Annotated in this window: 24 protein-coding genes; 17 read left to right on the top strand and 7 right to left on the bottom strand. The window is 67.3% G+C overall.

All coding sequences use genetic code 11. From position 1 onward, the window contains the following. Positions 1-6 precede the first annotated feature (6 nt). Together IB268_RS02920 and IB268_RS02915 are read right to left on the bottom strand one after the other, a co-directional pair. Positions 7-1,251 (bottom strand): dienelactone hydrolase family protein, encoded by a 1,245-nt coding sequence (locus IB268_RS02920; RefSeq protein ID WP_054459407.1) that lies wholly within the window; start codon positions 1,249-1,251, stop codon positions 7-9. Positions 1,252-1,279: 28 nt separating this feature from the next. Further along, positions 1,280-2,458 carry an ABC transporter substrate-binding protein gene (locus IB268_RS02915; protein WP_054459409.1) on the bottom strand — a complete coding sequence of 393 codons (1,179 nt, stop codon included), beginning with the start codon at positions 2,456-2,458 and terminating at the stop codon, positions 1,280-1,282. Positions 2,459-2,738: 280 nt separating this feature from the next. Here IB268_RS02915 and IB268_RS02910 point away from each other — a divergent pair, with 280 nt between their 5' ends. After that, positions 2,739-3,725, top strand: a complete 987-nt coding sequence (locus tag IB268_RS02910) for an AraC family transcriptional regulator (RefSeq protein WP_192353783.1) — start codon at positions 2,739-2,741, stop codon at positions 3,723-3,725. A gap of 1 nt (position 3,726) precedes the next feature. Here the strand turns inward: IB268_RS02910 and IB268_RS02905 are convergent, their stop codons facing one another. Next, entirely contained in the window at positions 3,727-7,338 is a 3,612-nt protein-coding gene (locus IB268_RS02905) for an indolepyruvate ferredoxin oxidoreductase family protein (protein WP_192353782.1), read from the bottom strand. Positions 7,339-7,506: 168 nt separating this feature from the next. On the opposite strand from IB268_RS02905, the gene mutY reads away from it, so the two are divergent. Beyond that, positions 7,507-8,577, top strand: a complete 1,071-nt coding sequence (gene mutY, locus IB268_RS02900) for an A/G-specific adenine glycosylase (protein ID WP_192353781.1) — start codon at positions 7,507-7,509, stop codon at positions 8,575-8,577. 4 nt (positions 8,578-8,581) lie between these two features. On the opposite strand, the gene IB268_RS02895 is transcribed toward mutY, so the two are convergent. Beyond that, positions 8,582-9,406 carry a helix-turn-helix transcriptional regulator gene (locus tag IB268_RS02895; protein ID WP_192353780.1) on the bottom strand — a complete coding sequence of 275 codons (825 nt, stop codon included), beginning with the start codon at positions 9,404-9,406 and terminating at the stop codon, positions 8,582-8,584. Positions 9,407-9,521: 115 nt separating this feature from the next. Between IB268_RS02895 and IB268_RS02890 the strand changes: the two genes are divergently transcribed. Together IB268_RS02890 and iaaH are read left to right on the top strand one after the other, a co-directional pair. Further along, complete coding sequence (locus IB268_RS02890; RefSeq protein WP_054459418.1) at positions 9,522-10,292, top strand: class I SAM-dependent methyltransferase; 771 nt, start codon at positions 9,522-9,524, stop codon at positions 10,290-10,292. 93 nt (positions 10,293-10,385) lie between these two features. Beyond that, the gene (gene iaaH / locus IB268_RS02885; protein ID WP_119452190.1) at positions 10,386-11,861 is read left to right on the top strand and encodes an indoleacetamide hydrolase; all 1,476 of its coding nucleotides are present in this window, start codon (positions 10,386-10,388) and stop codon (positions 11,859-11,861) included. 80 nt (positions 11,862-11,941) lie between these two features. Here iaaH and IB268_RS02880 read toward each other — a convergent pair whose 3' ends face one another. Continuing rightward, positions 11,942-12,277: a PsiF family protein gene (locus IB268_RS02880; RefSeq protein ID WP_192353779.1), complete on the bottom strand. Its 336-nt coding sequence runs from the start codon at positions 12,275-12,277 to the stop codon at positions 11,942-11,944. A gap of 365 nt (positions 12,278-12,642) precedes the next feature. On the opposite strand from IB268_RS02880, the gene IB268_RS02875 reads away from it, so the two are divergent. Further along, positions 12,643-12,981 carry an FxLYD domain-containing protein gene (locus IB268_RS02875; RefSeq protein ID WP_192354071.1) on the top strand — a complete coding sequence of 113 codons (339 nt, stop codon included), beginning with the start codon at positions 12,643-12,645 and terminating at the stop codon, positions 12,979-12,981. Between the two features lie 197 nt (positions 12,982-13,178). After that, a complete protein-coding gene (locus IB268_RS02870) occupies positions 13,179-13,832 on the top strand; it encodes a carbonic anhydrase (protein ID WP_054455866.1) in 654 nt (217 codons plus the stop codon). A gap of 20 nt (positions 13,833-13,852) precedes the next feature. On the opposite strand, the gene IB268_RS02865 is transcribed toward IB268_RS02870, so the two are convergent. Beyond that, positions 13,853-14,530, bottom strand: coding sequence for a GntR family transcriptional regulator (locus IB268_RS02865; RefSeq protein WP_013391284.1), 678 nt, complete (start codon positions 14,528-14,530; stop codon positions 13,853-13,855). A 204-nt stretch (positions 14,531-14,734) separates the two neighbouring features. Between IB268_RS02865 and IB268_RS02860 the strand changes: the two genes are divergently transcribed. The 11 genes from IB268_RS02860 (at position 14,735) to IB268_RS02810 (ending at position 24,819) form a co-directional block, all read left to right on the top strand. Then, complete coding sequence (locus IB268_RS02860) at positions 14,735-15,529, top strand: SDR family NAD(P)-dependent oxidoreductase (protein WP_054454930.1); 795 nt, start codon at positions 14,735-14,737, stop codon at positions 15,527-15,529. Between the two features lie 83 nt (positions 15,530-15,612). Continuing rightward, positions 15,613-16,827, top strand: a complete 1,215-nt coding sequence (locus IB268_RS02855; protein ID WP_054454932.1) for an ABC transporter substrate-binding protein — start codon at positions 15,613-15,615, stop codon at positions 16,825-16,827. A 67-nt stretch (positions 16,828-16,894) separates the two neighbouring features. Further along, positions 16,895-17,797 carry a branched-chain amino acid ABC transporter permease gene (locus tag IB268_RS02850; protein ID WP_054454934.1) on the top strand — a complete coding sequence of 301 codons (903 nt, stop codon included), beginning with the start codon at positions 16,895-16,897 and terminating at the stop codon, positions 17,795-17,797. Then, on the top strand, positions 17,794-18,792 hold the full coding sequence (locus IB268_RS02845; RefSeq protein ID WP_054454937.1) for a branched-chain amino acid ABC transporter permease: 999 nt from the start codon (positions 17,794-17,796) through the stop codon (positions 18,790-18,792). Before IB268_RS02850 ends, IB268_RS02845 begins: the two co-directional genes overlap by 4 nt. After that, positions 18,789-19,553 (top strand): ABC transporter ATP-binding protein, encoded by a 765-nt coding sequence (locus tag IB268_RS02840; protein WP_054454939.1) that lies wholly within the window; start codon positions 18,789-18,791, stop codon positions 19,551-19,553. Before IB268_RS02845 ends, IB268_RS02840 begins: the two co-directional genes overlap by 4 nt. Continuing rightward, entirely contained in the window at positions 19,546-20,265 is a 720-nt protein-coding gene (locus IB268_RS02835; RefSeq protein WP_119452187.1) for an ABC transporter ATP-binding protein, read from the top strand. The genes IB268_RS02840 and IB268_RS02835 overlap by 8 nt, the downstream gene beginning before the upstream one ends. A gap of 19 nt (positions 20,266-20,284) precedes the next feature. Next, positions 20,285-21,037: an SDR family NAD(P)-dependent oxidoreductase gene (locus IB268_RS02830; protein WP_192353778.1), complete on the top strand. Its 753-nt coding sequence runs from the start codon at positions 20,285-20,287 to the stop codon at positions 21,035-21,037. A gap of 9 nt (positions 21,038-21,046) precedes the next feature. Next, a complete protein-coding gene (locus tag IB268_RS02825; protein ID WP_192353777.1) occupies positions 21,047-21,775 on the top strand; it encodes an SDR family NAD(P)-dependent oxidoreductase in 729 nt (242 codons plus the stop codon). A 5-nt stretch (positions 21,776-21,780) separates the two neighbouring features. Beyond that, positions 21,781-23,487, top strand: coding sequence for an FAD-binding protein (locus IB268_RS02820; protein WP_119452185.1), 1,707 nt, complete (start codon positions 21,781-21,783; stop codon positions 23,485-23,487). 25 nt (positions 23,488-23,512) lie between these two features. Next, positions 23,513-24,112, top strand: a complete 600-nt coding sequence (locus IB268_RS02815; RefSeq protein ID WP_054454949.1) for a glutathione S-transferase — start codon at positions 23,513-23,515, stop codon at positions 24,110-24,112. A 200-nt stretch (positions 24,113-24,312) separates the two neighbouring features. Continuing rightward, positions 24,313-24,819 (top strand): hypothetical protein, encoded by a 507-nt coding sequence (locus tag IB268_RS02810; protein WP_054454952.1) that lies wholly within the window; start codon positions 24,313-24,315, stop codon positions 24,817-24,819. A 55-nt stretch (positions 24,820-24,874) separates the two neighbouring features. Here the strand turns inward: IB268_RS02810 and IB268_RS02805 are convergent, their stop codons facing one another. Further along, positions 24,875-26,212, bottom strand: a complete 1,338-nt coding sequence (locus IB268_RS02805) for a DUF3100 domain-containing protein (RefSeq protein WP_054454954.1) — start codon at positions 26,210-26,212, stop codon at positions 24,875-24,877. Positions 26,213-26,224: the final 12 nt, after the last annotated feature.

The following is a 26,224-nucleotide window of genomic DNA, read 5'->3' as shown; positions in this document are numbered from 1 at the left end:
CGGCTCCTACTTGTTCTCGCTTTCTTTCCAGCGCGCCATCAACGTGTTCGACGGCAGGGTCTCGTCCAGCAGCTTGGCAGCGGTCTCGCGACCGGCCACGGGCAGGCCCTTGGGGTCCAGCAGGCCCACCTGCACCAGCACGCTGGCCTGGTCCCAATAGATGTGCTCGTGATAGAGCTTGTCGCCGCGGAACTTGACGATGGCGATCAGCGGAATCTCCACGTACTTGCCCGTGGGCTTCACGCCCGGCAGCAGCCAGTCGATCTCGGTGGTGTGCGTGAAGCAGAACAGCAGCTCGTCCACGATCTGCGTCGCGCCCACCGTGCGCGACAGCGGCACCAGGCGCGTATCCGGCGGATTGCTGTTGACGAAGTGATGCTGGTAGAAGCGGCTCAGCTCTTTGTGGCCCACGCCCCCGGTCATGGTGGGAATGTGGTTAACGTAGGGTTCGGCCACCATGGTCGCCATGGTCGCCGCCACATCGCGCGTGCCGAATTCGTACTCGCAGTGCTTGTCCCACAAGTACGAATAGTCGAACTCCGGCCCGATGGCGCGCTGCAAGGCCGCCATGCTGCGCTGATGCGCCATCAGCGCCGAAGGCTTGTCGTAATGGTCCCCGCCCGTGCGCGCGAACGCATGGTCCATGCCCGGGTAGACGTAGATCTGCACCCCGGGCTTGTTGCCCAGCGCTTCCAGGATGCGCTGACGCGCCTCGGGCGGACAGAAGCCGTCCTGCTCGGCGATGTGCAGCACCAGCCGGCCGCGCAGTTGCGCCGCTTCGTCCAGGCTGTTCTCGATGCCTACGCCGTAGTAGCCGATGGCCACGTCCACGTCGGTGCGGCAGGCGGCCAGGTAGGCCAGCTTGCCGCCCAGGCAGTAGCCCAGCACGCCCACCCCGCCCTGCTGCTCAGGCAGCCCGCGCAGCGCGGCGATGGTGGACGCGATGTCCTTCAGGCCCAGCTCTACGTCGAATTTCTGGTAAAGCTCGAAGGCGCGCGGCATATCGGCCGGGCCATCGGTCAGCTGGATGCCCGGCTGCTGGCGCCAGAACAGGTCCGGCACCAGCACCACATAACCTTCCTCGGCCAACAGCTGCGCCGCGCGGCGCATGAAATCGTTCACGCCGAAGATCTCCTGGCACAGCACCAGGCCCGGGCCATGCCCGGACGCCGGCACGGCCAGATAGGCGCCGAAGGACTTGCCGTCATGCGAGGCCACCGTCACTTCGCGCGTCGTAATGTTCTGGGTCATACGTATCTCCTTGTTGCGGATGTCCGCCCTACTTCATCTGGCAGGCTGCGGCGAAAGGGTCCTGATACTGGGTCAGCACCGTGCCCGACAGCTTATTGGACAACTTGCCCCCCGCCCCGGCCTCGACGATGCGCAGGTAATAGTTCTGCACCGGATATTGGTTGCGGTTGAACTTGAAATCGCCGCGCACCGACTTGAAGTCCGCGCGCCGCAGCGCCGGACGCAGCGCGTCCGCCTCCAGCTTGCCGCCGGTCTGGCGCACCGCGCTGTCCAGCAGCATGGCCGCGTCATAGCCCTGCGAGGCATACAGCGTGGGGCTGCGGTTGTAGGTCTTCCGGAAGTCCTCGACGAACTTGCGGTTGGCGGGGTTGTCCAGGTCCGAGGCCCACTGCGAGGTATTGCGCATGCCCTCGATGGGCGCGCCCACCGCCGCGATGGTGTCCTCGTCGCCCGAGAAGCCCGGCGCCAGCAGCGCGATCTCCTTGGACAGGCCGGCGCCGTTGAACTGCTTGATGAAATTCACGCCCATGCCGCCGGGCAGGAAGAAGAACACCGCGTCCGGCTTGCTGGCGCGCAGGCGCGTGATCTCCACGCCATAATCCAACTGCCCCAGCTGGGTGTAGATCTCTTCGGACAGCCCGCCCTTGTACAGGCGCTTGAAACCGTTGAGCGATTCGCGTCCGCCCGGATAATCCGGCGCGATCAGCGCCACGCTCTTGTAGCCCTGGTCTGTGGCGTACTTGCCCATCGCGGCCGGGATGTCCTCGTTCTGCCATGCCACCGCGAAGAAATTCGGATTACAGCCTGCGCCCGCATAGTTCTCCGGGCCAGTATTGGTGCTCAGGTAGATGGTGCCCGACTGCAGGATGGCCGGCATCACCGGCAGCAGCACATTCGAGAACACGATGCCCGTCATGACGTTCACGCGGTCGCGCTTCAACAGCCGCTCCACCGCCTGGCGGCCCGTGTCCGCCTTCTGCTGGTCGTCCGCCACCACGACTTCCGCCGGCAAGCCGCCGAGCTTGCCGCCCGTATGTTGCAGCGCCAGGTTGAAGCCGTCGCGGATCTCGTTGCCCAGCGCCGCGCCCGGCCCCGACAGCGTGGTCAGCAAGCCGACCTTGACCTTGTCCGCCGCCGTCGCGCCCGCCGCCGCCGTCATGCACACCAGCGCAGCCAGCGCGCGCCGGCTCCATAGATTCCGATTCATGAGCCACCCCGTTATCCCCGCCTGGCCATGCCGGCGGAAAGCTGACAGAACCCGTCTGCCGTCGGTTAACGCATGCTGCCGAACAACGCCGCCAGCTTACGCGCCGCGGCGGCGCCCTCCAACCTGCACGCGAAGGGCCTGCCGGCTAGATTAGGCCGCGCCAGGGGGCCGCTCTATCCGGATTCCGTCAGCCTTATCCGGGAATCACTTAATTCCAAGTCCTTGACGTTTAAATTACCCTCGGCAGTGACACGGGAGCGTTCCCGTCCCGGAGGCATCCATGCACGGCTGGTCCCGACTTACGCTTGCGCCGCTGTTCAAGCGGCGCGTCTTCAGCTCCACCCAGCAGGACGAGACGCGCACCCTCGTATCTGAAGCCCTGAAGGAACACCGTCTCACCTGGAAGGGTGGCCGCGTCGATGCCGAACTGAACCGGGGCCGCTTCGGGTCGCTGACGGTCTGTACGCTGCGCTACGGCGCCGAAGTCCACATCGAACCCGACCGCCTGCAGGATTTCATGCTGGTCCAGGTCCCCCTGAGCGGCCGCGCCTGTATCGAATGCGGCAACGACCGCGTCGACGCCGACCCCGACTGCGCCGCGGTCATCGCCCCCAACCGCCCGCTCAAGCTGCACTGGGAAGCCGGCTGCGAACAACTGCTGCTCAAGATCCCCCGCGGCAAGCTCGAAGCCATCGGGCAGCGCGCATTCGGCGAAGCCGCCACCAGGCCGCTGGATTTCAGCCCCGCCCTGCGCCTGGATAATCCCGTGGGCGCTGTCTGGCGCAGCATGGTCGAAAGCCTGATCCACCTGTTGCCCACCCTGGATGACGGCGCCCCCCGTCCGCCCGCGGCCTGGCTGGAACACCTGGAAGACACGCTGGTGCTGCACCTGCTCTACAACCAGCCCAACAGCTGGCAGGCGCACGCCGGCATCGCCCCCGCCGTCCCGCGCCGCCTGAGCGCCGCCGAAGCCTATATGCGCGACCGCCTCGCCGCTCCGCTCACCCTGGCCGACATCGCCCGTCACGCCGGCGCCAGCGCCAGCGCGCTGACGCGCCTGTTCCAGGAACACCGCAACACCACGCCCATGAACGCGCTGCGGGCGCTGCGGCTGGACGAAGCCAGAAGCCGGTTGCGCACGCAGACAGGCGCCAGCGTCACCGAAGTGGCGCTGGGCGTAGGGTTCGGACATCTGGGGAGGTTCTCGGAGTATTACCGGGAACGTTTCGGGGAACTGCCGCGCGAGACGCGGCGGGTGATGGAGTAACTCAAGCCACCCGCGCTCCTCCGATGGAAACCACCGTCGCGCTGAAGTCCTTCAGCAACGTCTCCCTGCGCGCCGCCACGCTCTCCATCGCGGCCTCCTTCACATGCCCGTACCCCCGGATGTCCTCGGGCAAGCTCGCCAGCGCCACCGCACGATCCAGATTCCCGCGATTCAATTTCGACAGGATCGCCGTGATCGTCTCCCGGTACTCGCGGATCAGTTCGCGTTCGGCGCGGCGCTCGGCCGTGTAACCGAACGGGTCCAGTTTCGTGCCGCGCAATCTCCGCATCCGCGCCAGCACCCGGAACACGCGCAACATCCCCGGGCCATAGCTGCGCTTGATCAGGCGGCCTTCCTGGTCGCGCCGCGCGAACAGCGGCGGCGCCAGGTGGAAACGCAGCTTCCAGTCGCCTTCGAACTGCGCTTGCACCCGTTTGAGGAACTCTCCGTCCGAATACAGCCGCGCGACTTCGTACTCGTCCTTGTAGGCCATCAGCTTGAAGTAGTAGCGTGCCACCGCCAGCGCCAGCCGGTTGGTGCCCGTGGCCTCGCGCTCGGCGCGCGCCACCTTGTCCACCAGTTCGGTGTATTGCAGGGCGTAAGCCTGGTTCTGGTAGTCGGTCAGGAAAGCCTTGCGCACCGCCACCACCCGCTCCAGTTCGCCGGTCGGCTTCTTCAGTTCCATCACCGGACTGACGGCGCGCGGGCGCTTGAGTTCGATGATGCCTTCCGGCCGCGACGGCGCGCCGCCGTTGGCGATCAGGCGCTTCACGTCCGCCAGGTCGTGCGCGGCGCGGCGGCCCCAGGCAAAGGCTGCCAGGTTGTTCGGCACCTGCTGGCCGTTCAGTTCGATGGCGCGCAAGAGCGCCTGCTGCGACAGCGGGATCCAGCCCTTCTGGTAGGCGTAGCCCATCATCAGCGGATTCGAGTAGATCGCGTCGCCCAGCAAGCCCAGGGCCAATGCGGCGGCATCGACGGTGGCCAGGTGCTCCTTGCCGCAGGCGGACGCCAGGTCTGCGGTCAGGTTGGCGCCCGGCAGCGTCCAGTCCGGATTGCCGACGAAGGCCGCGGTCGGCGCGGTGTCGCTGTTGAGCAGCACGCGGGTGCGCTCCGGATTCACCCGCGCCATGGATTCGGCGCTGGTGGCCACGACCAGATCGCCTGCCAGCAGCAGGTCGGCCTCGCCCATGGCGACCCGCGTATTCAGCAGGCGGTCCGGCGTCTGCGCCAGCACCACGTGCGAGTACACCGCGCCGCCCTTTTGCGCCAGGCCCGCCATGTCCAGCACCGAACAGCCCTTGCCTTCCAGGTGCGCGGCCATGCCCAGCAACTGGCCTATGGTGACCACGCCCGTGCCGCCCACGCCGGCGATGAAGACGCCGTAGGGCTGATGCAGTTCGCGCGCCGCCGGATGCGGTACGTCGTCGTCGATGGCGCCGTCCTGCGCCAGGGCGTCCGGCTTCTTGAGCTTGCCGCCTTCCACCGTCACGAAGCTGGGGCAAAAGCCCTTCAGACAGGAGAAATCCTTGTTGCAGCTGGACTGGTTGATCGTGCGCTTGCGGCCGAACTCGGTGTCCAGCGGTTCCACCGACAGGCAGTGCGATTTCTGTGAACAATCGCCGCAGCCTTCGCACACGCGCTCGTTGATGAGCACGCGGCGGGCCGGATCCGGGTAGGCATTGCGCTTGCGGCGGCGGCGCTTCTCGGTGGCGCAGGTCTGGTCATAGATCAGCACCGATACCGCGGGATGCTCGCGCAGTTCGCGCATGACCGCGTCGAGTTCGTCGCGATGCCGCACCGGCACGCCTGGGGCCAGTCCCTCGACATGCTTGTACTTGTCGGGATCGTCGGTGACGACGATGATTTTCTCGATGCCCTCGGCCGCCACCTGGCTGCTGATCATGGGCACGCTCAAGGGGCCGTCCACCGGCTGCCCGCCCGTCATCGCCACCGCGTCGTTGAACAGGATCTTGTAGGTAATGGGCACCTTGGCCGCCACTGCCGCGCGTATGGCCAGCAAGCCCGAATGGAAATAGGTACCGTCGCCCAGGTTGGCGAACACGTGCTTTTCCTCGGTGAACGGAGCCTGTCCCACCCAGGGCACGCCCTCGCCGCCCATCTGTGTAAAGACATCGGTGCTGCGGTCCATCCAGCGGACCATGTAGTGGCAGCCTATGCCTGCCATCCCGCGCGAACCTTCCGGCAGGCGGGTCGAGGTGTTGTGCGGACAGCCCGAACAGAACCAGGGCTTGCGCTCTTCGACCACGCGCGGGCGCGCCAGCGCCTGTTCGCGACCGCTGATGAAAGCCAGGCGCGCCTCGATGCCGGCGCGCACGTCCTCGGGCAGTTCTAAGCGCAACAGGCGCGCGGCGATGGCGCGCGCGACCATCGCGGGCGAGAACTCGTAGTGCGCCGGCAGCAGCCAGTTGCCCTGCGGCACCGACCATTCGCCGCCGTCCTTGTCGTCGAACTTGCCGACCACGCGCGGAATCTTCTTGCCGCTGCCGATCCAGCTGAACAGTTCTTCCTTCAGCTGGTACTCCAGCACCTGGCGCTTTTCCTCGACCACCAGGATCTCGTCCAGGCCTTCGGCGAAATGCTGCATGCCGGTGGATTCCAGCGGCCAGACCATGCCGACCTTGAACAACCGCAGGCCGATGCGCTGGCATACGGACTCGGACAGCCCCAGGTCGGACAGCGCCTGGCGCGTGTCCAGATAAGCCTTGCCCGAGGTCATGATGCCGAAGCGCGCATCGCGCTGCGGCACGTGCCAGAGTTCGCGGTTGAGCTTGTTGGCGCGGGCATAGGCCAGCGCGGCATAGAGCTTGTAGTCCAGCAGGCGGGCTTCCTGCTGTAGCGGCGTGTCGGGCAGCCGGATGTTCAGGCCGTCGGCCGGCAGCAAAAAGTCCTGCGGCAGCAGGATCTCCACGCGATGGGGATCCACGTCCACGGAAGCCGAGACTTCGACGATGTCGGTGATGCACTTCATGCCCACCCAGACGCCCGCGTAGCGGCTCATCGCCCATCCATGCAGGCCGTAGTCCAGCACTTCCTGCACGCTGGACGGAAACAGCGCGGGAATCATGCAGGCCTTGAGGATGTGGTCGCTCTGGTGCGGCAGGGTCGAAGACTTTGCGGGGTGGTCATCGCCCGCCACCACCAGCACGCCGCCGTGGCGCGAGGTGCCGGCCGCGTTCGCGTGCTTGAAGACGTCGCCGCAGCGGTCCACGCCAGGCCCCTTGCCGTACCACATGCCAAACACGCCGTCGTACTTGGCGCCGGGGAACAGGTTGACCTGCTGCGAACCCCACACCGCGGTGGCGGCCAGGTCTTCGTTGATGCCCGGCTGGAACTCGACGTGATGCGCCTTCAGGTACTTGGCCGCCTTCCACATGTTCTGGTCCACGCCGCCCAGCGGAGAGCCGCGATAACCCGACACGAAGCCCGCCGTGTTCAGGCCGGCGCGCGCATCGCGCACGCGTTGCATCATGGGCAGGCGGACCAGGGCATGGATGCCGCTCATCCAGGCGCGCCCGGATTCCAGGGTGTACTTGTCGTCCAGCTGGACGGATTCAAGCGCGGCACGCAAGGCGGGCGAAACAGGAGCGTTCATGTCGACTCCAAGGGATCCAGGAACCCCGGCCGGCTACGCGCGACACCCTCTTGAAGCGCACGCGGGCGAGCAAGGGACGTGAATTGCGGGCGCTGGCGCGCTTCTGTTTCCATTGTTTGTAACCGCTAGCCCCAACCCGGGCAATAGGGCGATGCGATAATTGCCGCCATGGACTTCGCCCCTCGTATCGTCGACTGGCAGCGCCGCCACGGCCGCCACGATCTCCCCTGGCAAAACACCCGGGATCCTTACCGCATCTGGCTCTCCGAGATCATGCTGCAGCAGACGCAGGTGGCGACGGTCATTCCCTATTACGAACGCTTCCTGCAGCGCTTTCCGGACGTCGCCGCGCTGGCGGCGGCCGCGCAGGAAGACGTGATGCCCTACTGGGCCGGACTGGGCTACTACGCCCGCGCCCGCAACCTGCACCGCTGCGCGCAAGAAATCGCGCGCGACTGGGGCGGACGTTTCCCGCCCACGGCCGAAGCCATCGCCACGCTGCCCGGCATCGGCCGTTCCACCGCCGCCGCCATCGCCGCGTTCGCTTACGGCGAGCGCTCGCCCATCCTGGACGGCAACGTCAAACGCGTATTCACGCGGCACTTCGGCATCGCCGGCGATCCCGCCAAGCGTGAAGTCGAACAGAGGCTGTGGGCGCTGGCCGATGCGCAGGTCGAGGCCGCGCCCGGCCTGGACATGGCCGCCTACACGCAGGGGCTGATGGACCTGGGCGCCACGCTATGCACGCGCGGCAAGCCCGCCTGCGAGGCCTGTCCCGTGGCGGACAGCTGCGTGGCCAAGCGCGAGGGCCGCCAGGCCGAACTGCCCACGCCCAAGGCGCGCAAGGCGATCCCCGAACGCGAGACCTGTATGCTGGTCCTGCGGCACCAAGGCGCCTTCCTGCTGCAGCAGCGGCCCGAACCCGGCATCTGGGGCGGACTGTGGAGCCTGCCCGAATTCGACGTGTCGCAAGACCCCGACAGCGCTTCCCGCGCGCTGGGCCTGGAGCCTGAACAGCGCTTCGAGCTGGCGGCCTTCGCCCACACCTTCACGCACTACCGCCTGCACATCCGGCCCTGGCTGGTGCCGGTGCGCGCAGCCGGGCTGCGCGAGTCCGCAAGGCCGGAGCGCTGGGTGCCGGCGGATGAACTGCCGTCGATGGCGCTGCCGGCGCCGGTGAAAAAACTGCTGCAAGGACTGGTCGAAGCCGGGATGCAGGACAGCCTGTTCAAGGGCTGATCTTTCAGGGCTGCGCGCCCCCGCCCAACAAGATCACCAGCTTCAGGTCCGGATGCGTCGCCAGCCGGAACGTGATCTGCTGGTAAGCCAGCTTGCCGCGGCCCGGATGCAGGAACTCACGCAGGCCGCCTTCGCGCTCGACCACCGCGTGGCGCGTCCACCAGTGGGCGAACACCGGGCTTTGCCGGTTCAGGTTGTCCAAGAGCGCCAGCACGGCCGGCTCGTCCAGATGCGCGCCGGCGTCGGCGCGGAATTCCGCCACCACGCGGCGAGCGCGCTGGTCCCAATCCACCACCAGCTCGCGGGCGGCGGGGTCCAGGAAGATATAGCGCAGCAGGTTGGGCTCGGCATCGCGCGCCGGCCAGTTGTCGAACAGGTCGCGCAGGGGCTCGTTGTAGGCCAGCACATTCCAGGCGCGGTCCAGCACGTAGGCCGGGGCGTTGATCGCGTTCACGCATTCCTGCAAGGGACCCGGCGCGCCGGCGTCGTCGCGGGCATGCTGAGGGTCGGCGCAGTCGGCCAGGTCGAACAGATAGGCGCGTTCGGCGCGGGCCAGTTGCAGCACGCCCGCGATGCGCGACCAGACCGAGGGCGATACCGACACTTCCCGCCCCTGTTCGATCCAGGTGTACCAGGTGACGCTGATGCCGCAAAGCTGGGCGACTTCCTCGCGCCGCAGTCCGGGGGTGCGGCGGCGCATGCCTTCGGGCAGGCCGGCCATCTGGGGCGTGATGCGGGAGCGGGCGCTGCGCACGAATTCGCCCAGCGCCTGGCGGCGCAGGGGGGAGCCTTCGTGACCGGCGGCGCCGGCTTGGGGGGAAGTAGTCATACCAGGATGAGCAATGGACTTGTACGTGTATGGGCGGCCGCCTATCTTAGCGCCTGGGCCGCCGCTTCCAAATGCTTTCCGCCCCTGTACCGGCCCCAGCCACCCAAGGATTCCCATGACCGCCAGTACCCATGACGCCGCCGTCGACCGCCAATTCAGCCCGCGCGCGACCGCCTATCTGACCAGCGCCGTACACGCGCAGGGCGAAGACCTGCTGCAGATGGCCGACATCGCCGCGCAGCATCCCGAAGCCCGGCTGCTGGACCTGGGCTGTGGCGGCGGCCACGTGAGCTTTCACGTGGCGCCGCAGGTCAAACACGTCACCGCCTATGACCTGTCGCAGCAGATGCTGGACGTGGTCGCCGGCGAGGCCGCCAAGCGCGGGCTGGCCAATCTGGCCACCCGCCAGGGCAAGGCGGAGTACCTGCCCTTCGGCGACGGCGAGTTCGACCTGGTGATGTCGCGCTACTCCACCCACCACTGGCAGGACGCCGGGCGCGGCCTGCGGGAAGCCTTCCGCGTGCTGAAGCCGGGCGGCATCGCCGTGTTCGCCGACGTGGTGTCGCCGGGCGAGCCGCTCCTGGACACCTGGCTGCAAACCATCGAGGTGCTGCGCGACACCTCGCACGTGCGCGACTACTCGGTCGCCGAGTGGACCCGCATGCTGACCGAGGCCGGCTTCACCCTGCAGGGTCTGACACCGCGCCGCCTGCCGCTGGAGTTCCAGTCCTGGGTTGTGCGCATGCGCACCCCGGAGACGCTGGTGGCGGCGCTGCGCCACATGTTCGGCATCGCGCCGGACGTGGTGCGCGCGCACTTCGAGGTGCAGGACGACGCATCCTTCACCAGCGACACGGCGACCATCGTGGTGAGAAAGCCGGGCTGATTCCTGCTGCGGCGGCGGGACCTGCTCGACAGCGCCCGCTTCCCCCTGTATAGGTACGGATTCGACAGAATCCCGCACAGGTAAGGAAGCGTCATGTCCGATACGTCCAAACAGTCATTGCCCGCCGCGTCCCCTGCGGACCTGACCGTCACCGAGGCCGCGGCCCTGATCCGGCAGGGCCGCCTCACCAGCGTTGCGCTGACCCAGGCCTGCCTGGACCGCATCGAGGCGCGCGCCGATCTCAACGCCTTCATCACCGTGGACCGCGCAGGCGCGCTGGCCCAGGCCCGCGCCCGGGATGCCGCCCGCGGCCAGGCGGACCAGGCCGCGCTGCCGCTGGCGGGCGTGCCCATCGCCATCAAGGACAACATCCACGTTGCCGGCCTGCCCAACACGGCCGGCACGCCCGCTTTGAAGAATTTCCGTCCGGCCGAGGACGCGCCGGTGGTGCGCCGCCTGCGCGAGGCGGGCGCCGTCATCGTGGGCAAGACCAACATGCACGAACTGGCCTTCGGCGTGTCGGGGTACAACACCGCCTTTCCCGGCGCGCACGGCGAAGGCACGCGCAATGCCTATGACGCGCGCCTGATCGCTGGCGGCTCGTCCTCGGGCAGCGGCGCGGCGGTGGGCGCGCGCCTGACGCCGGCCGCGCTGGGTACGGACACGGGCGCCTCGGTGCGCCTGCCTGCCGCGGTGAACGGCGCGGTGGGCTTTCGCCCGTCGGTGGGCCGCTACGACGGCGCCGGCATCACGCCGATCTCGCACACCCGCGATACGCCGGGGCCCATCGCCAACAGCATGGACGACATCGTGCTGCTGGACGCGGTGCTGACGGGCGACCGCCAGCCCTTGTCCGCCCTGCCGCCTGCCGGCATGCGCCTGGGCCTGTGCGACTACTTCTGGAAGGACCTGGATCCGAAGGTGCAGGCCGTCACGGATGCCGCGCTGGCCAAGCTGCGCGCGGCCGGCGTGCAACTGGTCGAACTGGAAATGCCGGGCCTGGAAGCCAGCAACGCCGCGGTCGGCATGCCAGTCTGCCTGTACGAACAGAAGGGCGACCTGACCGACTATCTCAGCCGCTACGGCACGGGCCTCAGCTTCGAACAGGTGGTGGCGCAAATTTCCAGCCCGGACGTCAAAGGAATTTTCGACGGCCTCATCGTGCCTGGCGTGCTGCCCCTGCCCACGGGCGAGGCGCTGCCGCTGCAGCCGCTTTATGAACGCGCCATGGCGACGCACCGCGACGAGCTCATCGGCGTGTACCGCCGCGCGTTCCAGGAGCATGCGCTGGACGGCCTGCTGTTTCCCACCGTGCCGATCCCGCCGATGGCCGCCACGCCCGAGGCCAGCAGCTTCGAGAGCTTCGGCCGCCTGGCGCGCAACGTCGATCCGGGCAGCAACGCCGGCCTGCCGGGGCTGAGCGTGCCTGCGGGCTTGGCAGCGGACGGACTGCCGGTGGGATTGGAAGTCGACGGGCTGCCGGGCGAGGACCGCAAGGTGCTGGCGGTCGGGTTGGCGCTGGAAAGCGTGCTGGGGCGCTTGCAGGGGCCGGGACGTTCCGGCGGCTGAAAGGCGCCTCATGCAAAAAAATCGCCAGCCGGTTCACGGGCTGGCGATTTTTCTTCGCGAGATGACGCGTTGCGTCGGCATCAGCCTTTCAGGCAGGTGCTCATGAAGGTCTTGCGCTTGTCGCCGGTCAGTTGCTGCGAGCTGGCCTTGGCGTTGCAGTCCTTCATCTTCTGCTGCTGCGGCGTGAGCTCCTTGGCGGGCGCGGCGGTTTCGCCCTTCAGGCAACTGCTCATGTAGGCCTTGCGGTCGTCGCCCTTCTTGCCTTCAGCGGACTTGTTGCAGTCGGCCATGCGCTGCTGTTGCGGCGTAGGCGTCTTGGCGGTGGCGGGAGCTGCGGGGGTCTGGGCAAGGGCTGCGCCAGCAAAACAAGCGGTCAACAGAAAGGCCGAGGCCAACTGGCTGGTACGGGAAAGCATGGGTTCCTCCCTTGGCGCCCGCGCGCCTGGACTCAGTCGCAAAGGCGGGCCGCACGATCCGCCGGCCCAATCGCCGGCCCGGTCATGATCGAACAAACCCGAACCCTGCGCAAGAGTGCGGAAAGTCAAGAATCGCCAAGGCCTTACATGCCCCTGAAACCACCGGCCGCTTCCCTCGTGGACAGGCCATCCACGCAGGCGAATTTGCGACCAATCCAAGCACCCTGTTACCCATTCATCCCTTTGCCCCGTTGTGTACACGGCGGGAAAGGTGTGAGATAAGCATGCCCCCCAAGGTAGAGGAGGCATTGACCGCCCTGCGGACCCGAACGGCGTCCGACTGCGCGGCTGCACAGGAGACCATGATGAAACTTGCCCTTGCTTCGTTCGCGCTGCTTGCCGGCCTGTCCGGCGCCGCCAGCGCGCAGAGCCTGGTCTACGGCGTCACGCTGGGCAATGTCCAGGCCGTGCGCGACGTCAACCAGAACGTGTCGGCCATCACCGGCCTGCTGTCCAACCAGTCGGCGCGGCACATCAACAGCGCCATGCTGACCTTCGTGCTGTACGACTCGCAGGGCCGCGAGATCGGCCGCGTTCGCGACGACGTCATCGGCCCGCTGGCGCCCGGCCAGATCAAGCAGATCCGGGCCGTCACGCCGCTGCAATTCGCCCGCGTCACCGCGCTGGACGTCGACGCCCGCTAGGCGCCCGCCAGGCGCCCGTTATGGCCCGCCTGCCGGAAAAAACCCTGATTACTTCAGGGTTTAGACAGCGTGGCGCAAGGTCAAATATGGGAAAATTCCGTTCGTCGACTCAATAAAAGGGGCTTCCACACGAAGCCCCTTGTTGCGTGCGCCGACGCGCCAGCACGCCTGGCTCCAGCTACGAGGAAGAAAAGATCATGTTTCCAAAAAGACTTACCGAAGGCTATCAATCTTTCCTGGGGGGCCGTTTCCCTTCGGAAAGCAGCCGATACCAGAAGCTGGCCGAATCGGGGCAAAACCCGGAAATCCTGATCATCGGGTGCTGCGACTCCCGCGTGTCGCCTGAAGTCATCTTCGACGCCGGCCCCGGCGAAATGTTTGTCGTGCGCAACGTCGCGAACCTGGTCCCGCCCTGTGACCCTGACTCGGAATCCTCGTACCACGGCACCAGCGCCGCGATCGAATTCGCGGTCAACGGCCTGAACGTCAAGCACATCGTGGTGCTGGGCCATGCTTCCTGCGGCGGCATCCGCTCGTTCTTCGACGACGCCAAGCCCCTGACCAAAGGCGATTTCATCGGCAAGTGGATGTCGCAGATCGAACCCGTGGCCGAACGCCTGGGCCCCGGCACCGGCGACCGCCAGGCCAACCTGAAGCGCCTGGAACTGGCCGTGGTCGAGCACAGCCTGAACAACCTGATGACCTTCCCCTCCATCCGCCGCCGCGTCGAAAAGGGCGAACTGGAACTGCACGGCACCTACTTCGGCGTGGCCACCGGCCTGCTGTACCTGCGCGACCCCGCCACCGGCGAATTCAATCCCTGCCTCGAGGCGCCTGCGGCCGCAGCCTGAGGTTGGACCGCGGGCGGGCCTTACACCCGGTACGCCTGCGCCAGCCTCTCGTAGTTGTTCTTCAGGATGATGCCCGCGTAGTACACGTGTTCGCGCATCAGGTCCTCGGCCCGCGCGCCGTCGCGGGCGATGATCGCATTGACGATGCGGTGATGGTCGTCATGCGATCGCAGGATGATCCCGTGGTCTTCCCACAGGATGATCCGGTCGGAGGCGTAGGGGATAGCCTGCGCCTGCGTCGCGAAGCGCCGCACCCAGGGGTTGCCCGCCGCTTCCAGGATGCCGTTGTGCAAGGTGATGTTCACCTGCTGATACGGCAGATGGTCCTCGGCCAGCAAGACCCCCTTGCCCAGGATCCGGTCCCCTTCGTCCAGGCAATTCTTCAGCACCGCCACGGCGTCGTTCGATAGCCCGCGCAAGGCCGCCTGCCGGCAGGCCAGCCCTTCCAGCGCCGCGCGCACCTCGTAGGCCGCCACGATTTCGCCGATGTCGTAGGCGCGCACCGTGTAGCCGCGCTTGGGCAGATGCTCCAGCAAACCTTCATTGCCCAGCGTCGCCAGCGCCGCGCGCACCGGCGTGCGCGACACCCCCAGTTTTTCCGCCAGCGGGATTTCTTCCAGGCGGGCGCCAGGGCTGAACTTGCCGTGCAGCACCCAGTCCCGCAGCGTGTCGGTAACGTGTTGAGATAGCGTGTCCATAGCCGCATTGTATACATGAAGAATACATAGGGCGTCATGCGCCTTATTAGTTTTCGGAACATCTCCGTAAAACACGATGTAAATCAAGCAACACTCCGGGTAAGCCCCTATACCTGCGAATCATCCATGTATACATAATCGCAAAAAATTCAAACCAGCGGCCAGGTCCCACCCTAGGCGGACAGCACGCTACCAGGAGACAGCATGTCCAATGTATCCACGCCGGCCGGCAAGGGCCCGGCTCCCCGTCTTGCGCTCGTCACGGGCGGCGGCGGCGGCATAGGCGCCCGCATCTGCCAGGAACTGGCCAGCGCCGGCTTGCGCGTCGTCGTCTCGGACGTGGACGCCGGGCGCGCCCGCCGCGTGGCCGACGAGCTGGGCGCGCCGCACGCGTCGCTCGCCTTCGACGTCAGCGATGAGTCCTCGGTCGAAAACGCGTTCGAACAGATCGAAGCGCAGCACGGCCCCATCGCCGTGCTCGTCAGCGCCGCCGGCCTGCTGCTGTTCCAGGAAAACGGCGAACGCCCGCTCATCAAGGACACCTCGCTGGACATCTGGGAACGCAGCTTCGCCGTCAACGCCCGCGGCGTGTTCCTGTGCGGCCGCGCCTACCTGCGCCGGCGCGAGGCCGCGCCGCTGGCGCACGGCCGCATCGTCACGTTCACCTCGGTTGCGGCGCAGCTGGGCGGCTACCGCTCCAGCGCGTCTTACATCGCGGCCAAGTCCGCGGTGCTGGGCCTGACCAAGGCCATGGCGCGCGAATCCGCGCACCTGGGCGTGACGGTCAACGGCATTGCCCCCGGCCTAATCGACACCGACATGCTGCGCAGCACCGTCACAAGCAGCGGCGCGCTGGCCGCCGCGGCGCAGGCCATTCCGCTGGGCCGCATCGGCACCGTGGACGATGTCGCGGCCGCCGTGCGCTTCCTGGCGTCCGAAGAAGCCGGCTACATCACCGGCAGCGTCATCGACGTCAACGGCGGCTACCGCATGCAGTAAGGCATTCCGGCGGCCAGGCCGGCAACGCAGCAAAGCGCCACACCCAAACAAAGGCGCGCATCAAAAAAGAACGGGAGACAAAGATGAAGAAAAGCAGTCGCTACGCAGCCGCCGCCGCGCTATGCGCATGGGCGCTGAGCACGGGCGCGCAAGCGCAGCAGGAACCGGGCATCACCGACAAGACCATCAAGATCGGTCTGTTCGCGCCCTTGTCCGGCAGCGGCATGGCCTACGGCTTTGACGTGCTGAACGCCGCCAAGATGTGGTACGCCAAGGTCAACAAGGAAGGCGGCGTGCACGGCCGCCAGATCGAACTGGTGATCGAGGACGACCGCTGCAACGCCAACGACCTGGTCGCCGCGGTGAAGAAGCTGAACGAACAGGACAAGGTGTTCCTGCTGAACGGCGGTTCCTGCTCGGCCGCGGTGGTGGCCTCGCGCGAATACGTGGAACGCGAAAAGGTGCCGCTGGTCATGCTCAACGCCTCGGGCGACGGCGCGCTGTATCCGCCGTCCAAGTACATCTACGGCGCCTTCTCCATCTCCCAGCACGCCGTGGGCGGCTCGATGGTGCAGTTCGCCGCCGAGCACCTTAAGGCCAAGAAGATCGGCTACATCAACCATGACGACGCCTACGGCGGCTGGAACCTGGAGGCCGCGCAGGCCCAGGTCAAGCAGCTGGGCGACGCATCGCTGCAAGTCCAGTCGGTGAACCCGAACATCACCGACGTGACCGCGCCCATGCTGAAGATCCGCGCCGCCAACGCCGACGTGCTTCTGCTGACGACATACGCCCGCCCCGCCGCGCTCATCATCAAGAAGGCACAGGAACTGGGCTGGAACAAGCCTATCGTCCTGGCGGTGAACGGCACGGCCGACCTGAAGCAACTGGTGGAAAACGTGGGCAACAAGGACGCCTTCAAGAACGTCTACATCCAGGAAGTGCTGTCCGACGTGCCGGGCGGCGCCAAGCTGACCTGGGTGTACGACATGTACAAGCAGGCCTACCCCGACCTGGCCGCCAAGCCTGGCCATCCGCAGACCTACATGCCTTACGGCCTGCCGCCCGCGATGGCGGTGGTCAACGCGCTCAAGGCCGCCGGCCCGCAGCCCACCCGCGAAAAAGTGCTGCAGGCGCTGGAAACCATGAAGTTCGACTCCGGCGTCATGGCCGGTCCGATCGAGTTCGGCCCGAACGACCGCGCGGCGCAGGAATCCGCCATCTACATCAAGTTCGACGGCACCAACATGTCGCTCGTGCCCGGCGCCTTCAAGAGCGTCTGGCAGTACCAGAAGTAAATCAGCGGCCCGCCTTGGGCCTGGCCCGCGCGCTGGCGCAGCAGCGCGCGGGCTGCCGGAGAACATCATGAGCTTTGCCGATATCTGGCTGTTCCTGCAGCAGGGGGTGCTGTCGGGATTGGTGACGGGCAGCGTGTACGCGCTGCTGGCGGTCGCCGTAGTGATCATTTTCAAGACCACCGACGTGCCCAATTTCGCCCAGGGCGAGATCTTCATGGTCGGCGGCTACATCGCCCTGTTCCTCACCCTGGTAATGGGCTGGCCTTATCTCGTCGTCATTCCCATCACGCTCGCCGCCGTGGCCATCCTGTCCGGCCTGTTCCAGCGCGTCGTGATGGAGCGCGTCATCGCCTCCAAGGGCGTGGGCGTGCAGATGGTGATCGCCACGCTGGGCCTGGCCTATGCGCTCAAGGGCCTGGTGCGCCAGACCGGCCTGGGCGACACGCCGCGCTCGTTGCCGCCGCTGGCATCAACCGACGCCATCATCATCGGCGACGCGGTGCTGACCCAGCTGGACCTGGTGATCTTCGCGGTCGCCGTGACGGTGATGCTGCTGCTTTTCGGCATGTTCACCTATACCCGGGTCGGCCGCGCCATGCGCGCCGTGGGTATGAATCCCAAGGCCGCCCGGCTGGTGGGCGTGAACCTGACCCGCATCCGCATGCTGGTGTGGGCGCTGGCCGGCCTGATATCGGCGGTCGCGGCGCTGCTCATCACGCCCAAGATCCTGATCACCCCCGACATCGGCCACATCGCCATCCTGGCCTACGCCGCGGCCATCGTGGGCGGCATCACCAGCCTGCCTGGCGCGGTGGTCGGCGGCTTCGTGATCGGTGTGGCCGAGAACCTGGTGGGGCTGTTCATTTCGACCAATGCCATCGTGGTTGCGCCTTTCGTGGCCATCATGGTCGTGCTGCTGCTGCGTCCGCAAGGGCTCTTGGGCGGCAAACTGCAGGTGAAGAAAGTATGAGCAAGAAAATAGACCATGCGCTGCTGGCGCTGATGGCCATCGTGCTGGCGATCCTGCCCTTCGCGGCCAGCGGCTATGTCATCTACGTGGTGAACCTGCTGATGGTGTTCGTGGTGTTGGCGCTGGGCCTGCATCTGGTCATCGGCGAAACCGGGCAGTTCGCGCTATCGCACGCCGCCTTCTACGGCGTGGGCATCTATACCGCGGGCCTCATCAACAATCTGTGGCATCCGCCCTTCTTCATTTCGATCATCGCGGGCGGGCTGCTGGCCGCCGTGCTCGGCTATGTGATCGGCGCGCTGGCGCTGCGCATGCGCGACATCTACCTGGCGCTGTCCACCTTCGCCTTCGGCGAAGCGATGCAGTGGGTGTTCCTGAACTGGCAATCGGTCACCAACGGCTCGAACGGCTTCCGGATCTCGCCGGCCACGCTGTTCGGCTACGAACTGGTGTCGGACGCCAAGGCCTATCCCTTCGTGGTGCTGATCGCCGCGCTGTTGCTGTGGGCCACCATTGCGCTGTCGCGCTCGCAACTGGGCTCGGCCTTTCGCGCCGTGCGCGAGAGCGACGTGGCGGCCCAGGCCATGGGCGTGAACGTCAACGCCATCAAGCGCACGGCCTTCACGTTGTCCGCGGCCTATGCCGGCATCGCCGGCGGCATGTACACGACCTTCGCCTCGTTCATCCACCCGGAGAGCCTGGGCTTTCAGACCACCATCCTGATCCTGACGATGGTGGTGGTTGGCGGCATCGGGTCGGTGCGCGGCGCCATCGCGGGCGCGTTGGCCTTCGGCCTGATCTCCGAGCTGCTGCGCCAGGCCCTGTCGTTCCAGGAAATCATCTACGGCGTCATTCTGATGGGCTTCATGATGTTCGCGCCCAAGGGCTTGTTCGCCGGCCGAGGTGCGCGCGGACGGGCACCGGCGCCGGCTGCGCCCTTGCCTTCCGCCACGCGCCCGGCCGCGGCCAAACCGACCCAAAGGAGCGCCGCATGAGCAGCCATCCCTATCTGGACGTGCAAGGCCTGACCGTCAAGTTCGGCGGCCTCACCGCCATCAACGGCCTGTCCATGCAGGTCGAGCGCGGCCGCATCCACGCGCTGATCGGCCCCAACGGCGCGGGCAAGTCCACCACCTTCAATTGCATCTCGCGCTATTACCGTCCCAGCAGCGGCAGCATCCGGTTCGACGGCGCGGACATCACCCGCAAGAAGCCGCATGAAATGGCGGCGCTGGGCGTGGCCCGCACCTTCCAGAACCTGGAGCTGTTCGGCGCGCTCAGCGTGCGCGAAAACGCCCTGCTGGGCACCTATGCGCATGGCGCCGACAGCGCAGGCAAGCTGCTGCGCCCCGCTGCCGCGCAGACGCGCGAGCGCGTCGAGCACCTGCTGGAGCGCGTCGGACTGGCCGACTTCCTGGACACGCCGGCGTGCAGCCTGGACTTCGGCCGCCAGAAGATGCTGGAGCTGGCGCGCGCCCTGGCCATATCGCCCAAGCTGCTGTTGCTGGACGAACCGGCGGCCGGCCTGCGCAACCGCGAAATCGAAACGCTGGACCGCCTGCTGACCGAACTGTGCGAACGCGACGGCATCACGGTGCTGCTGGTGGAGCACGTCATGCAGCTGGTGATGTCGATCTCGCATCGCATCACCGTCATGTCCTTTGGCGAGAAGATCGCCGAAGGCACGCCTGCCGAGGTGCGCAGCAACCCGCGGGTCATTGAAGCCTATCTGGGCAAGGGAGCGGCCGGTGGCTGATTATTTGCTTGAAGTCGATGCGGTATCGGCCGCCTACGGCAATATCCGCGCGCTGCAGGACGTATCGCTGAAAGTGCCGCAGGGCGCCATCGTGGCGCTGCTGGGCGCCAACGGCGCCGGCAAGTCCACCACGCTGAACGTGATCTCGCGCCTGGTTGCGCCCACCGCGGGTAGCGTGCGCTTTGCGGGCGAACCCATACACCGCCTGGCGGCGGACGCCATCGTCGGACGCGGCATCGTGCAGGTACCGGAAGGCCGCGAGATCTTCCGCGAAATGAGCGTGCGCGAGAACCTGGAGATGGGCGCCTACCTGCGCACCGACCGGGCCGCGGTGCGGCAGGACCTGGACATGGTGTGCGACACCTTCCCGCGCCTGCGCGAACGCTACGAACAGAAAGCCGCGACGCTGTCCGGCGGCGAACAGCAGATGCTGGCCACGGGCCGCGCCATGATGGCGCGCCCGCGCATGATCTTGCTGGACGAACCCTCGATGGGTCTGTCGCCGCTGGTGGTCGAACAGATCTTCGACATCGTGCTGCGGCTGAACCGCGAGCAAGGCATCACCATCCTGCTGGTGGAGCAGAACGTGAAGCTGGCGCTGTCGGTGTCCAGCTACGCGTACATCCTCGAAAACGGCGAGATCGCGCTGGAAGGCGAGTCCGCCGCGCTCGCCAGCGACGAAGGCGTGCAGCGCGCCTATCTGGGCGCCTGACGCGCCGAAAGGACCGACCATGATATCGATGCAAGACAAGCGGGTGCTCGTGACGGGCGCGGGCCGCGGCCTCGGCGCGGCAATCGCGCTGGGCTTCGCCAGGCAAGGCGCTGCCGTCATCGTCGCCGATGTGGATGCGGCGCTGGCCGCAGCCACGGTGCAAGCCATCCGCGCCGCGGGCGGCAAGGCCGCCGACGCGGTGCTGGACGTGACGGATGCCGCCGCCGTGCGCGACTTTGCGCAACGGTCCGCCACCGAACACGGCAATCTGGACATCCTGATCAACAACGCCGGAATTTCGGCGCGCGCCCCGTTCGACGATCCCCATACGCCCGAGATCTGGGACCGTCTGATGAGCGTGAACCTGCAAGGCACGTTCAACGTCACCCACGCCTTCGTCGAACAGCTGAAAGCCACGCGCGGCGCCATCGTCAATCTGTGCTCCATCGTGGCCTACGGCTGCAGCATCTCGACCGCCGGCTATGTGGTGTCCAAGGGCGGCGTGCGCTCGTTCACCGAGGTACTGGCGCGCGACCTGGCGCCGCATGGCGTGCGCGTGAACGCCGTGGCTCCCGGCCTGATGGAAACCGAGATGACGGCGGGCCAGCGCGCGCAGGCGCAGGGCACGGACTGGTACATGCAGCGCGCGCCCATGGCCCGCGCGGGGCGGGCCGACGAGATCGTGGGTCCGGTCCTTTTCCTGGCCTCGGACATGGCCAGCTACGTGAACGGCGTGGTGCTGCCCGTGGACGGCGGCTACCTGGCCGTGTGAGGAAACATCATGAATCTGGGCACGGCATTGGTTACGGGCGGCGCTAGCGGCATGGGTCTTGCCATCGTGGAGCGGCTGGCGCGCGATGGCTTTCGCGTCGTGATGGCCGACCGCAACGCGGAACTGGCCGAAAAAGAGGCCGAGGCGCTGCGGGCGCAAGGGCTGGACGTGGAACACCGCGTGGTGGACCTGACGGACGAAGCCGCCACGCGGGCGCTGGCGCGTTCGCTTGCGCCGCTGGCCGCGCTGGTCAACAACGCGGGACTCTTCGACGAGCGCAAGTTCTTTGAGGTGGACAGCGCCGACTACCGCCGCGCCTTTGACGTCAACCTGCTGGCGGTCGCGACCTTGACGCAGGAGGCCGCGCGCGACATGCCGCCGGGCGCCAAGATCGTCAACATCGCCTCGCGCGCCTACCTGGGCGCAAAGAACCACCCGCACTACGTGGCCTCGAAAGCGGCCTTGGTCGGCTACACGCGCGCTTCGGCCATGGAACTGGCCCCGCGCGGCATCCTGGTCAACGCCATCGCCCCCGGCCTCATCGACACCCCGCTCTTGCGCAACCTCACGCCCGAACGCCTTGCGGCGCAACTGGCCCTGCAGCCCACCGGCCGCGCGGGCCAGCCGCAAGACATCGCCTATGCCGTGTCCTTCCTGGCCGCGCCGCACATGGACTTCATCACCGGCCAGGTCATCTTCGTGGACGGCGGAAAATCGCTGGGCGGCTCGGGAGCATAGGCAGCATGGAAGGCATTACTTGGGACAAGGAAGTCGACGCGCTGGTCGTCGGCTCGGGCGCGGGCGGCATGGCCGCGGCGCTGACGGCGCGCGAGGAAGGACTGGACGTGCTGCTGGTGGAAAAGACCGGCCGCATCGGCGGTTCCACCGCGATCTCAGGCGGCGCGCTGTGGATACCGCTGAACGCGCAGACAGAAGCCGCCGGCCATCCGGACAGTTTTGAAAAGGTCTGGACCTATCTGGAACAGACCGTGGGCGCGGCGGCCCCCGACGACATGAAGCGCGCCTATCTCGAAGCCGGCCCGCGCATGATGGATTACCTGGTGTCGCGCGGCATCCTGGATCTGGCGGCGCGCACGGCCTCGCCCGATTACTACCCCGACCTGCCCGGCGCCGCGATGGGCGGCCGTTCGCTCGACCCGCTGGAGTTCGACGGCCGCAAGCTCGGCGGCGATTTCCGTTTCCTGCGGGATCCCCTGAAGGAATTCACGGTGCTGGGCGGCATGATGGTCAACATCACCGACGTGCGTCATCTGCTGCGCGCCACGCGTTCGTTCGCGGCCTGGCGCCACAGCATGAAGCTGGTGCTGCGCTATGCCGCCGACCGCGCGCGCGGCTATCGCCGCGGCACCCGGCTGCTGCTGGGCAATGCGCTGGCCGCGCAGCTGTTCCACGGCATGCTGGCGCGCAAGATCGAATACTGGCTGGACACGCCGGCGCTGGCGCTGCACCGCGATGCAGCGGGCCGCGTGCTGGGCGCCGCGGTCCGGCGCAATGGCAAGTCGTTGAACATCCGCGCGCGCCGCGGCGTGGTGATGGCCACGGGCGGCTTTCCCTGGGATCCGGCGCGCCGCGCGCAGAGCTATCCTCAGCCCACGGGTCTGTGGTCCATGTCGCCGCGAGACAACGCCGGCGACGGCATCCGCCTGTCGGAAGCCGCCGGCGCCGCGCTCGGCTCGGGCCACGCCAGCCCCGCGTTCTGGGCGCCGGTCTCGCTGCTGGAATCCGCGGACGGCAAGCCCCTGCATTACCCGCACCTGGTGTGGGACCGGGCCAAGCCGGGCCTCATCGCGGTCAATGGCGCGGGCCGGCGTTTCGTGAACGAATCCGCCTCGTACCATGAGTTCGTGCAGGCCATGTACCGCAGCCATGGCACGACGCCCAGCATTCCCGCTTTCCTGATCTGCGACCAGCGCTTCATCGACACCTGGGGCCTGGGCCTGGCGCTGCCAGGGGGCCGGCCGCGCCAGCATCTGATCGACGCCGGCTACCTGCTGCAAGCCGGCACGCTGGCCGCCCTGGCGGCCCGGCTGGGCGTGCCCGCCGATGCGCTGCAGGCCACGGTGGAACGCTACAACACCCACGCCGCCCAGGGCCAGGACCCGGACTTCGGCAAGGGATCGACCGCCTACAACCGCTACCTGGGCGATCCGGAACACGCTCCCAATCCCTGCCTCGCGCCGCTGGCGGCGGGCCCCTACTACGCCGTCAAGGTCTATCCCGGCGACATCGGCACCGCTTGCGGCATCGCCGCCAATCCGCATGCCCAGGCCCTGGACGCCACGGGCGCGCCCATTGCTGGCCTCTACGTGGCCGGCAACGACATGCAGTCGGTGATGGGCGGCGCCTATCCCGGCCCCGGCATCACGCTTGGTCCCGCCCTGACCTTCGGCTGGATCGCTGGACAACATCTGGCCCATGCACAACACTGACGCCTCTCCACCGACAAGGATCCCCATGAAAATCTTCTACTCGCCCGCCTCGCCCTTCGTGCGCAAATGCATGGTCATCGCCCATGAGCTCGGCCTGGCCGACCGCATCGAGAAGCTTCCGAGCGCAGCCGGCCCCGTGGCCCGCGACCAGACCATCATCCCCACCAATCCGCTGGGCCAGGTGCCCACCTTCATCACGGATGACGGCCAGGCGCTGTACGACAGCCGCGTGGTCTGCGAATACCTGAACGACCTGGGCGGCGGTTCTCTGTTCCCGTCGGGCAAGACCCGCTGGCAGGTGCTGACGGAACAGTCCATGGCCGACGGCATGCTGGGCGCGGCACTGCTGGCCCGCTACGAAACCGTGCTGCGTCCGGAAGCGCTGCGCTGGGACGGCTGGGTCGAGGGCCAGCTGGGCAAGGTCCGCGACGGCCTCGCGCTGGTGGAAAAGAACGCCGCCGCGCTGGCAGGCCGCCTGGACATCGGCACCATCACCATCGGCTGCGCGCTGGGCTATCTGGACTTCCGCTTCCCCGACCTGGACTGGCGCGCCGAACATCCGGCCACCGCCGCCTGGTACGAGACCTTCAGCCAGCGTCCGTCCATGCAGGCCACCAAGCCCTGATCCGGTTTGGGCAGGCGCAGGGCCGGGAGAACCCGCCGGGCTCCCTGGCCATCACCTGCCCTGGTACGGCGCGGCCCCGAGCCGCGTCGCTAGGCCCCTGACGCGTGCAGGGGCCTTTTTTTCGCCCGGATCGCCCCCAGCTGTTACAGTGAAGTCGGCAGGCGGGCCGATCCGCCGGCCATCACCAGAAGGGGCCCAGCATGAACGTCGCTGCGATCTCCGCCATCCACCGGGCTGATGCGCCCTATCCCGCGCGCTCGGCCGCGCTGGACGCCACCCGCGCATTTCCCGAAACCCAACGCGTGGCCCACGTCCACGCGGCCCGGGCAACGGCTGCCGCCCACGCGCTGCGCGTCGAACGCGACCGCGACAGTCTGCCATTGGCGCTGGCCGTCTTTGACGCCTCGAATGCGGACGCGCTACGCGACCTGCACGCGGCATCGCGCATGCGCCGCGCCGTTGAGGATTTTGCCGCGCAGCCCGACCCCGCGGCCCAGCGCGCCGGCTCCGCCAACGACCTGGGCACCATCGAAGGCCTGATGCCGCTGCAGGCCTACCGCGTCGCGATGGGCAATCCGCAAGTGCAGGAACTGCAGACCGCAGTCGCCATGAAGGCGGCGGGCCTGGGCGTTCCCAAGGTCGCCAACATCGGCGCGACCGAGAATGTCACTGACAACGCGCGCTACCGACCGGGTTTCGCGCCCTGAACAAAAAAAACCGCCTGACGCATCAGGCGGTTCTTGATTCGGGAGCGAACGGCGATCAGTGGAAGAATTCCGCGATCATGGTCGCGCCCAGGAAGGTGCCGGCGTTGGCGGCCAGGGATACCACCACGATCTTCCAGCCCAGCTTGCGGAACGCCGGCAGGTCCTTGAGGATCGACAGGCCGGCCATGGCCAGGATCACGGTCGTGAACGGCAGGAAGTTCACCTTGCCTACCATGGCGATGATCTGGTCCGAGTACGGCAGCACGCCGGGGCAGCCCGCGGTCATGGCGATCAGCGACAGCACGAACACGGCGGGCAACTTGGGCACCACGCGCAGCACCAGGTCGGTGATGACGACCAGCAGGATGATGATGCCCATGCCCGGCAAGGCGTCGGCAAACGGCACGTTGTAGCCCAGGCGGTTGCCCACCAGCGCGAACAGGCCGCAGATGACATAGGCGGTCAGGCGATCGCCGAAGCCCATCTTGACGCCGTGCGCGGGCGCGTCCTGCGTGACCTCGTCATCAGCGGCGACGGTCTCGGCCTTGCCGCGCGAGAAGCGGCCCAGCACCGGTTCCAGCTTGCCGTACAGGAAGATGGTGGTCGGCAGCGAAATGAACAGCGTGAAGTACACGCCCACCACCGTGGTCAGCAGATTGGCGGCGGCGGCCAGCGCGGCCACCTGGTGCGCGACTTCGGGCGTCTGCTGGGACGCGATCGCGCCCACGCCGGCGGCCATCATGCTGCCCGAGCCCACCCCGGCGCCCATGGCGAGCGAGCGCGGATCGAAGATGTTCAGGCTGGTGATGAAGCCGGCCATCAACGCCACGAACAGCGCGCCGATCACGGTGCCGGTGATGTACTCGGCCATCACGCCGCGGCCTTCGGGCGAGTTCATGCCGTAGCGTTCGCCGATGATGGCCAGGCTGGGCTCTCGGCCCACCGAGAAAGTGGCGCCGATGGCCTCGCGCTTGATGCCCAGCAGCAGCGCCAGCGGCAGGCCGACGGCCATGGTGCCGAAGAAGTGGCCGAATTCCTGGAACACCAGGGCCCAGCCGGCTTCGCGCACCTGCGGCAAGGCGCCGCCCACCATCAGGCCCAGCTTGGCCAGGAAGGGCAGCAGCGCGTATTGCAGATAGCCGCTGATGCGGGTCTGCATGGCGGTGTCGATGTTCAGGCCCGCCGGCAGGCGCTGGCCCAAGGCGGCCACGATGGCGCCGATGAAGATGGCCCACAGCATCGGCTGCAGGATGATCTTGCCCGGGCCTACGTTGAAGGTGGCGCTGCCGATCGCCTCCGAAACGACAACCACCAGCAAGATGGCGGCGAGCATGCGGATGCGCCCGGATAGCGGCATGGAAGGCGCGGCCAGGCTGGCGCTGGCGTGTGACATCGGATTCCCCTG

The organism is Achromobacter sp. ACM01 (assembly GCF_014851745.1).
GTDB classification, from domain to species: Bacteria; Pseudomonadota; Gammaproteobacteria; order Burkholderiales; family Burkholderiaceae_B; genus Achromobacter; species Achromobacter aegrifaciens.
This window is presented reverse-complemented; position numbering and strand designations above follow the sequence as displayed.

Bases quoted from the DNA above. Each gene is read 5' to 3' on its own strand.
- IB268_RS02920 (WP_054459407.1), bottom strand. From the start codon at position 1,251: ATGACCCAGAACATTACGACGCGCGAAGTGACGGTGGCCTCGCATGAC.
- IB268_RS02915 (WP_054459409.1), bottom strand. From the start codon at position 2,458: ATGAATCGGAATCTATGGAGCCGGCGCGCGCTGGCTGCGCTGGTGTGC.
- IB268_RS02910 (WP_192353783.1), top strand. From the start codon at position 2,739: ATGCACGGCTGGTCCCGACTTACGCTTGCGCCGCTGTTCAAGCGGCGC.
- IB268_RS02905 (WP_192353782.1), bottom strand. From the start codon at position 7,338: ATGAACGCTCCTGTTTCGCCCGCCTTGCGTGCCGCGCTTGAATCCGTC.
- mutY (WP_192353781.1), top strand. From the start codon at position 7,507: ATGGACTTCGCCCCTCGTATCGTCGACTGGCAGCGCCGCCACGGCCGC.
- IB268_RS02895 (WP_192353780.1), bottom strand. From the start codon at position 9,406: ATGACTACTTCCCCCCAAGCCGGCGCCGCCGGTCACGAAGGCTCCCCC.
- IB268_RS02890 (WP_054459418.1), top strand. From the start codon at position 9,522: ATGACCGCCAGTACCCATGACGCCGCCGTCGACCGCCAATTCAGCCCG.
- iaaH (WP_119452190.1), top strand. From the start codon at position 10,386: ATGTCCGATACGTCCAAACAGTCATTGCCCGCCGCGTCCCCTGCGGAC.
- IB268_RS02880 (WP_192353779.1), bottom strand. From the start codon at position 12,277: ATGCTTTCCCGTACCAGCCAGTTGGCCTCGGCCTTTCTGTTGACCGCT.
- IB268_RS02875 (WP_192354071.1), top strand. From the start codon at position 12,643: ATGAAACTTGCCCTTGCTTCGTTCGCGCTGCTTGCCGGCCTGTCCGGC.
- IB268_RS02870 (WP_054455866.1), top strand. From the start codon at position 13,179: ATGTTTCCAAAAAGACTTACCGAAGGCTATCAATCTTTCCTGGGGGGC.
- IB268_RS02865 (WP_013391284.1), bottom strand. From the start codon at position 14,530: ATGGACACGCTATCTCAACACGTTACCGACACGCTGCGGGACTGGGTG.
- IB268_RS02860 (WP_054454930.1), top strand. From the start codon at position 14,735: ATGTCCAATGTATCCACGCCGGCCGGCAAGGGCCCGGCTCCCCGTCTT.
- IB268_RS02855 (WP_054454932.1), top strand. From the start codon at position 15,613: ATGAAGAAAAGCAGTCGCTACGCAGCCGCCGCCGCGCTATGCGCATGG.
- IB268_RS02850 (WP_054454934.1), top strand. From the start codon at position 16,895: ATGAGCTTTGCCGATATCTGGCTGTTCCTGCAGCAGGGGGTGCTGTCG.
- IB268_RS02845 (WP_054454937.1), top strand. From the start codon at position 17,794: ATGAGCAAGAAAATAGACCATGCGCTGCTGGCGCTGATGGCCATCGTG.
- IB268_RS02840 (WP_054454939.1), top strand. From the start codon at position 18,789: ATGAGCAGCCATCCCTATCTGGACGTGCAAGGCCTGACCGTCAAGTTC.
- IB268_RS02830 (WP_192353778.1), top strand. From the start codon at position 20,285: ATGATATCGATGCAAGACAAGCGGGTGCTCGTGACGGGCGCGGGCCGC.
- IB268_RS02825 (WP_192353777.1), top strand. From the start codon at position 21,047: ATGAATCTGGGCACGGCATTGGTTACGGGCGGCGCTAGCGGCATGGGT.
- IB268_RS02820 (WP_119452185.1), top strand. From the start codon at position 21,781: ATGGAAGGCATTACTTGGGACAAGGAAGTCGACGCGCTGGTCGTCGGC.
- IB268_RS02815 (WP_054454949.1), top strand. From the start codon at position 23,513: ATGAAAATCTTCTACTCGCCCGCCTCGCCCTTCGTGCGCAAATGCATG.
- IB268_RS02810 (WP_054454952.1), top strand. From the start codon at position 24,313: ATGAACGTCGCTGCGATCTCCGCCATCCACCGGGCTGATGCGCCCTAT.
- IB268_RS02805 (WP_054454954.1), bottom strand. From the start codon at position 26,212: ATGTCACACGCCAGCGCCAGCCTGGCCGCGCCTTCCATGCCGCTATCC.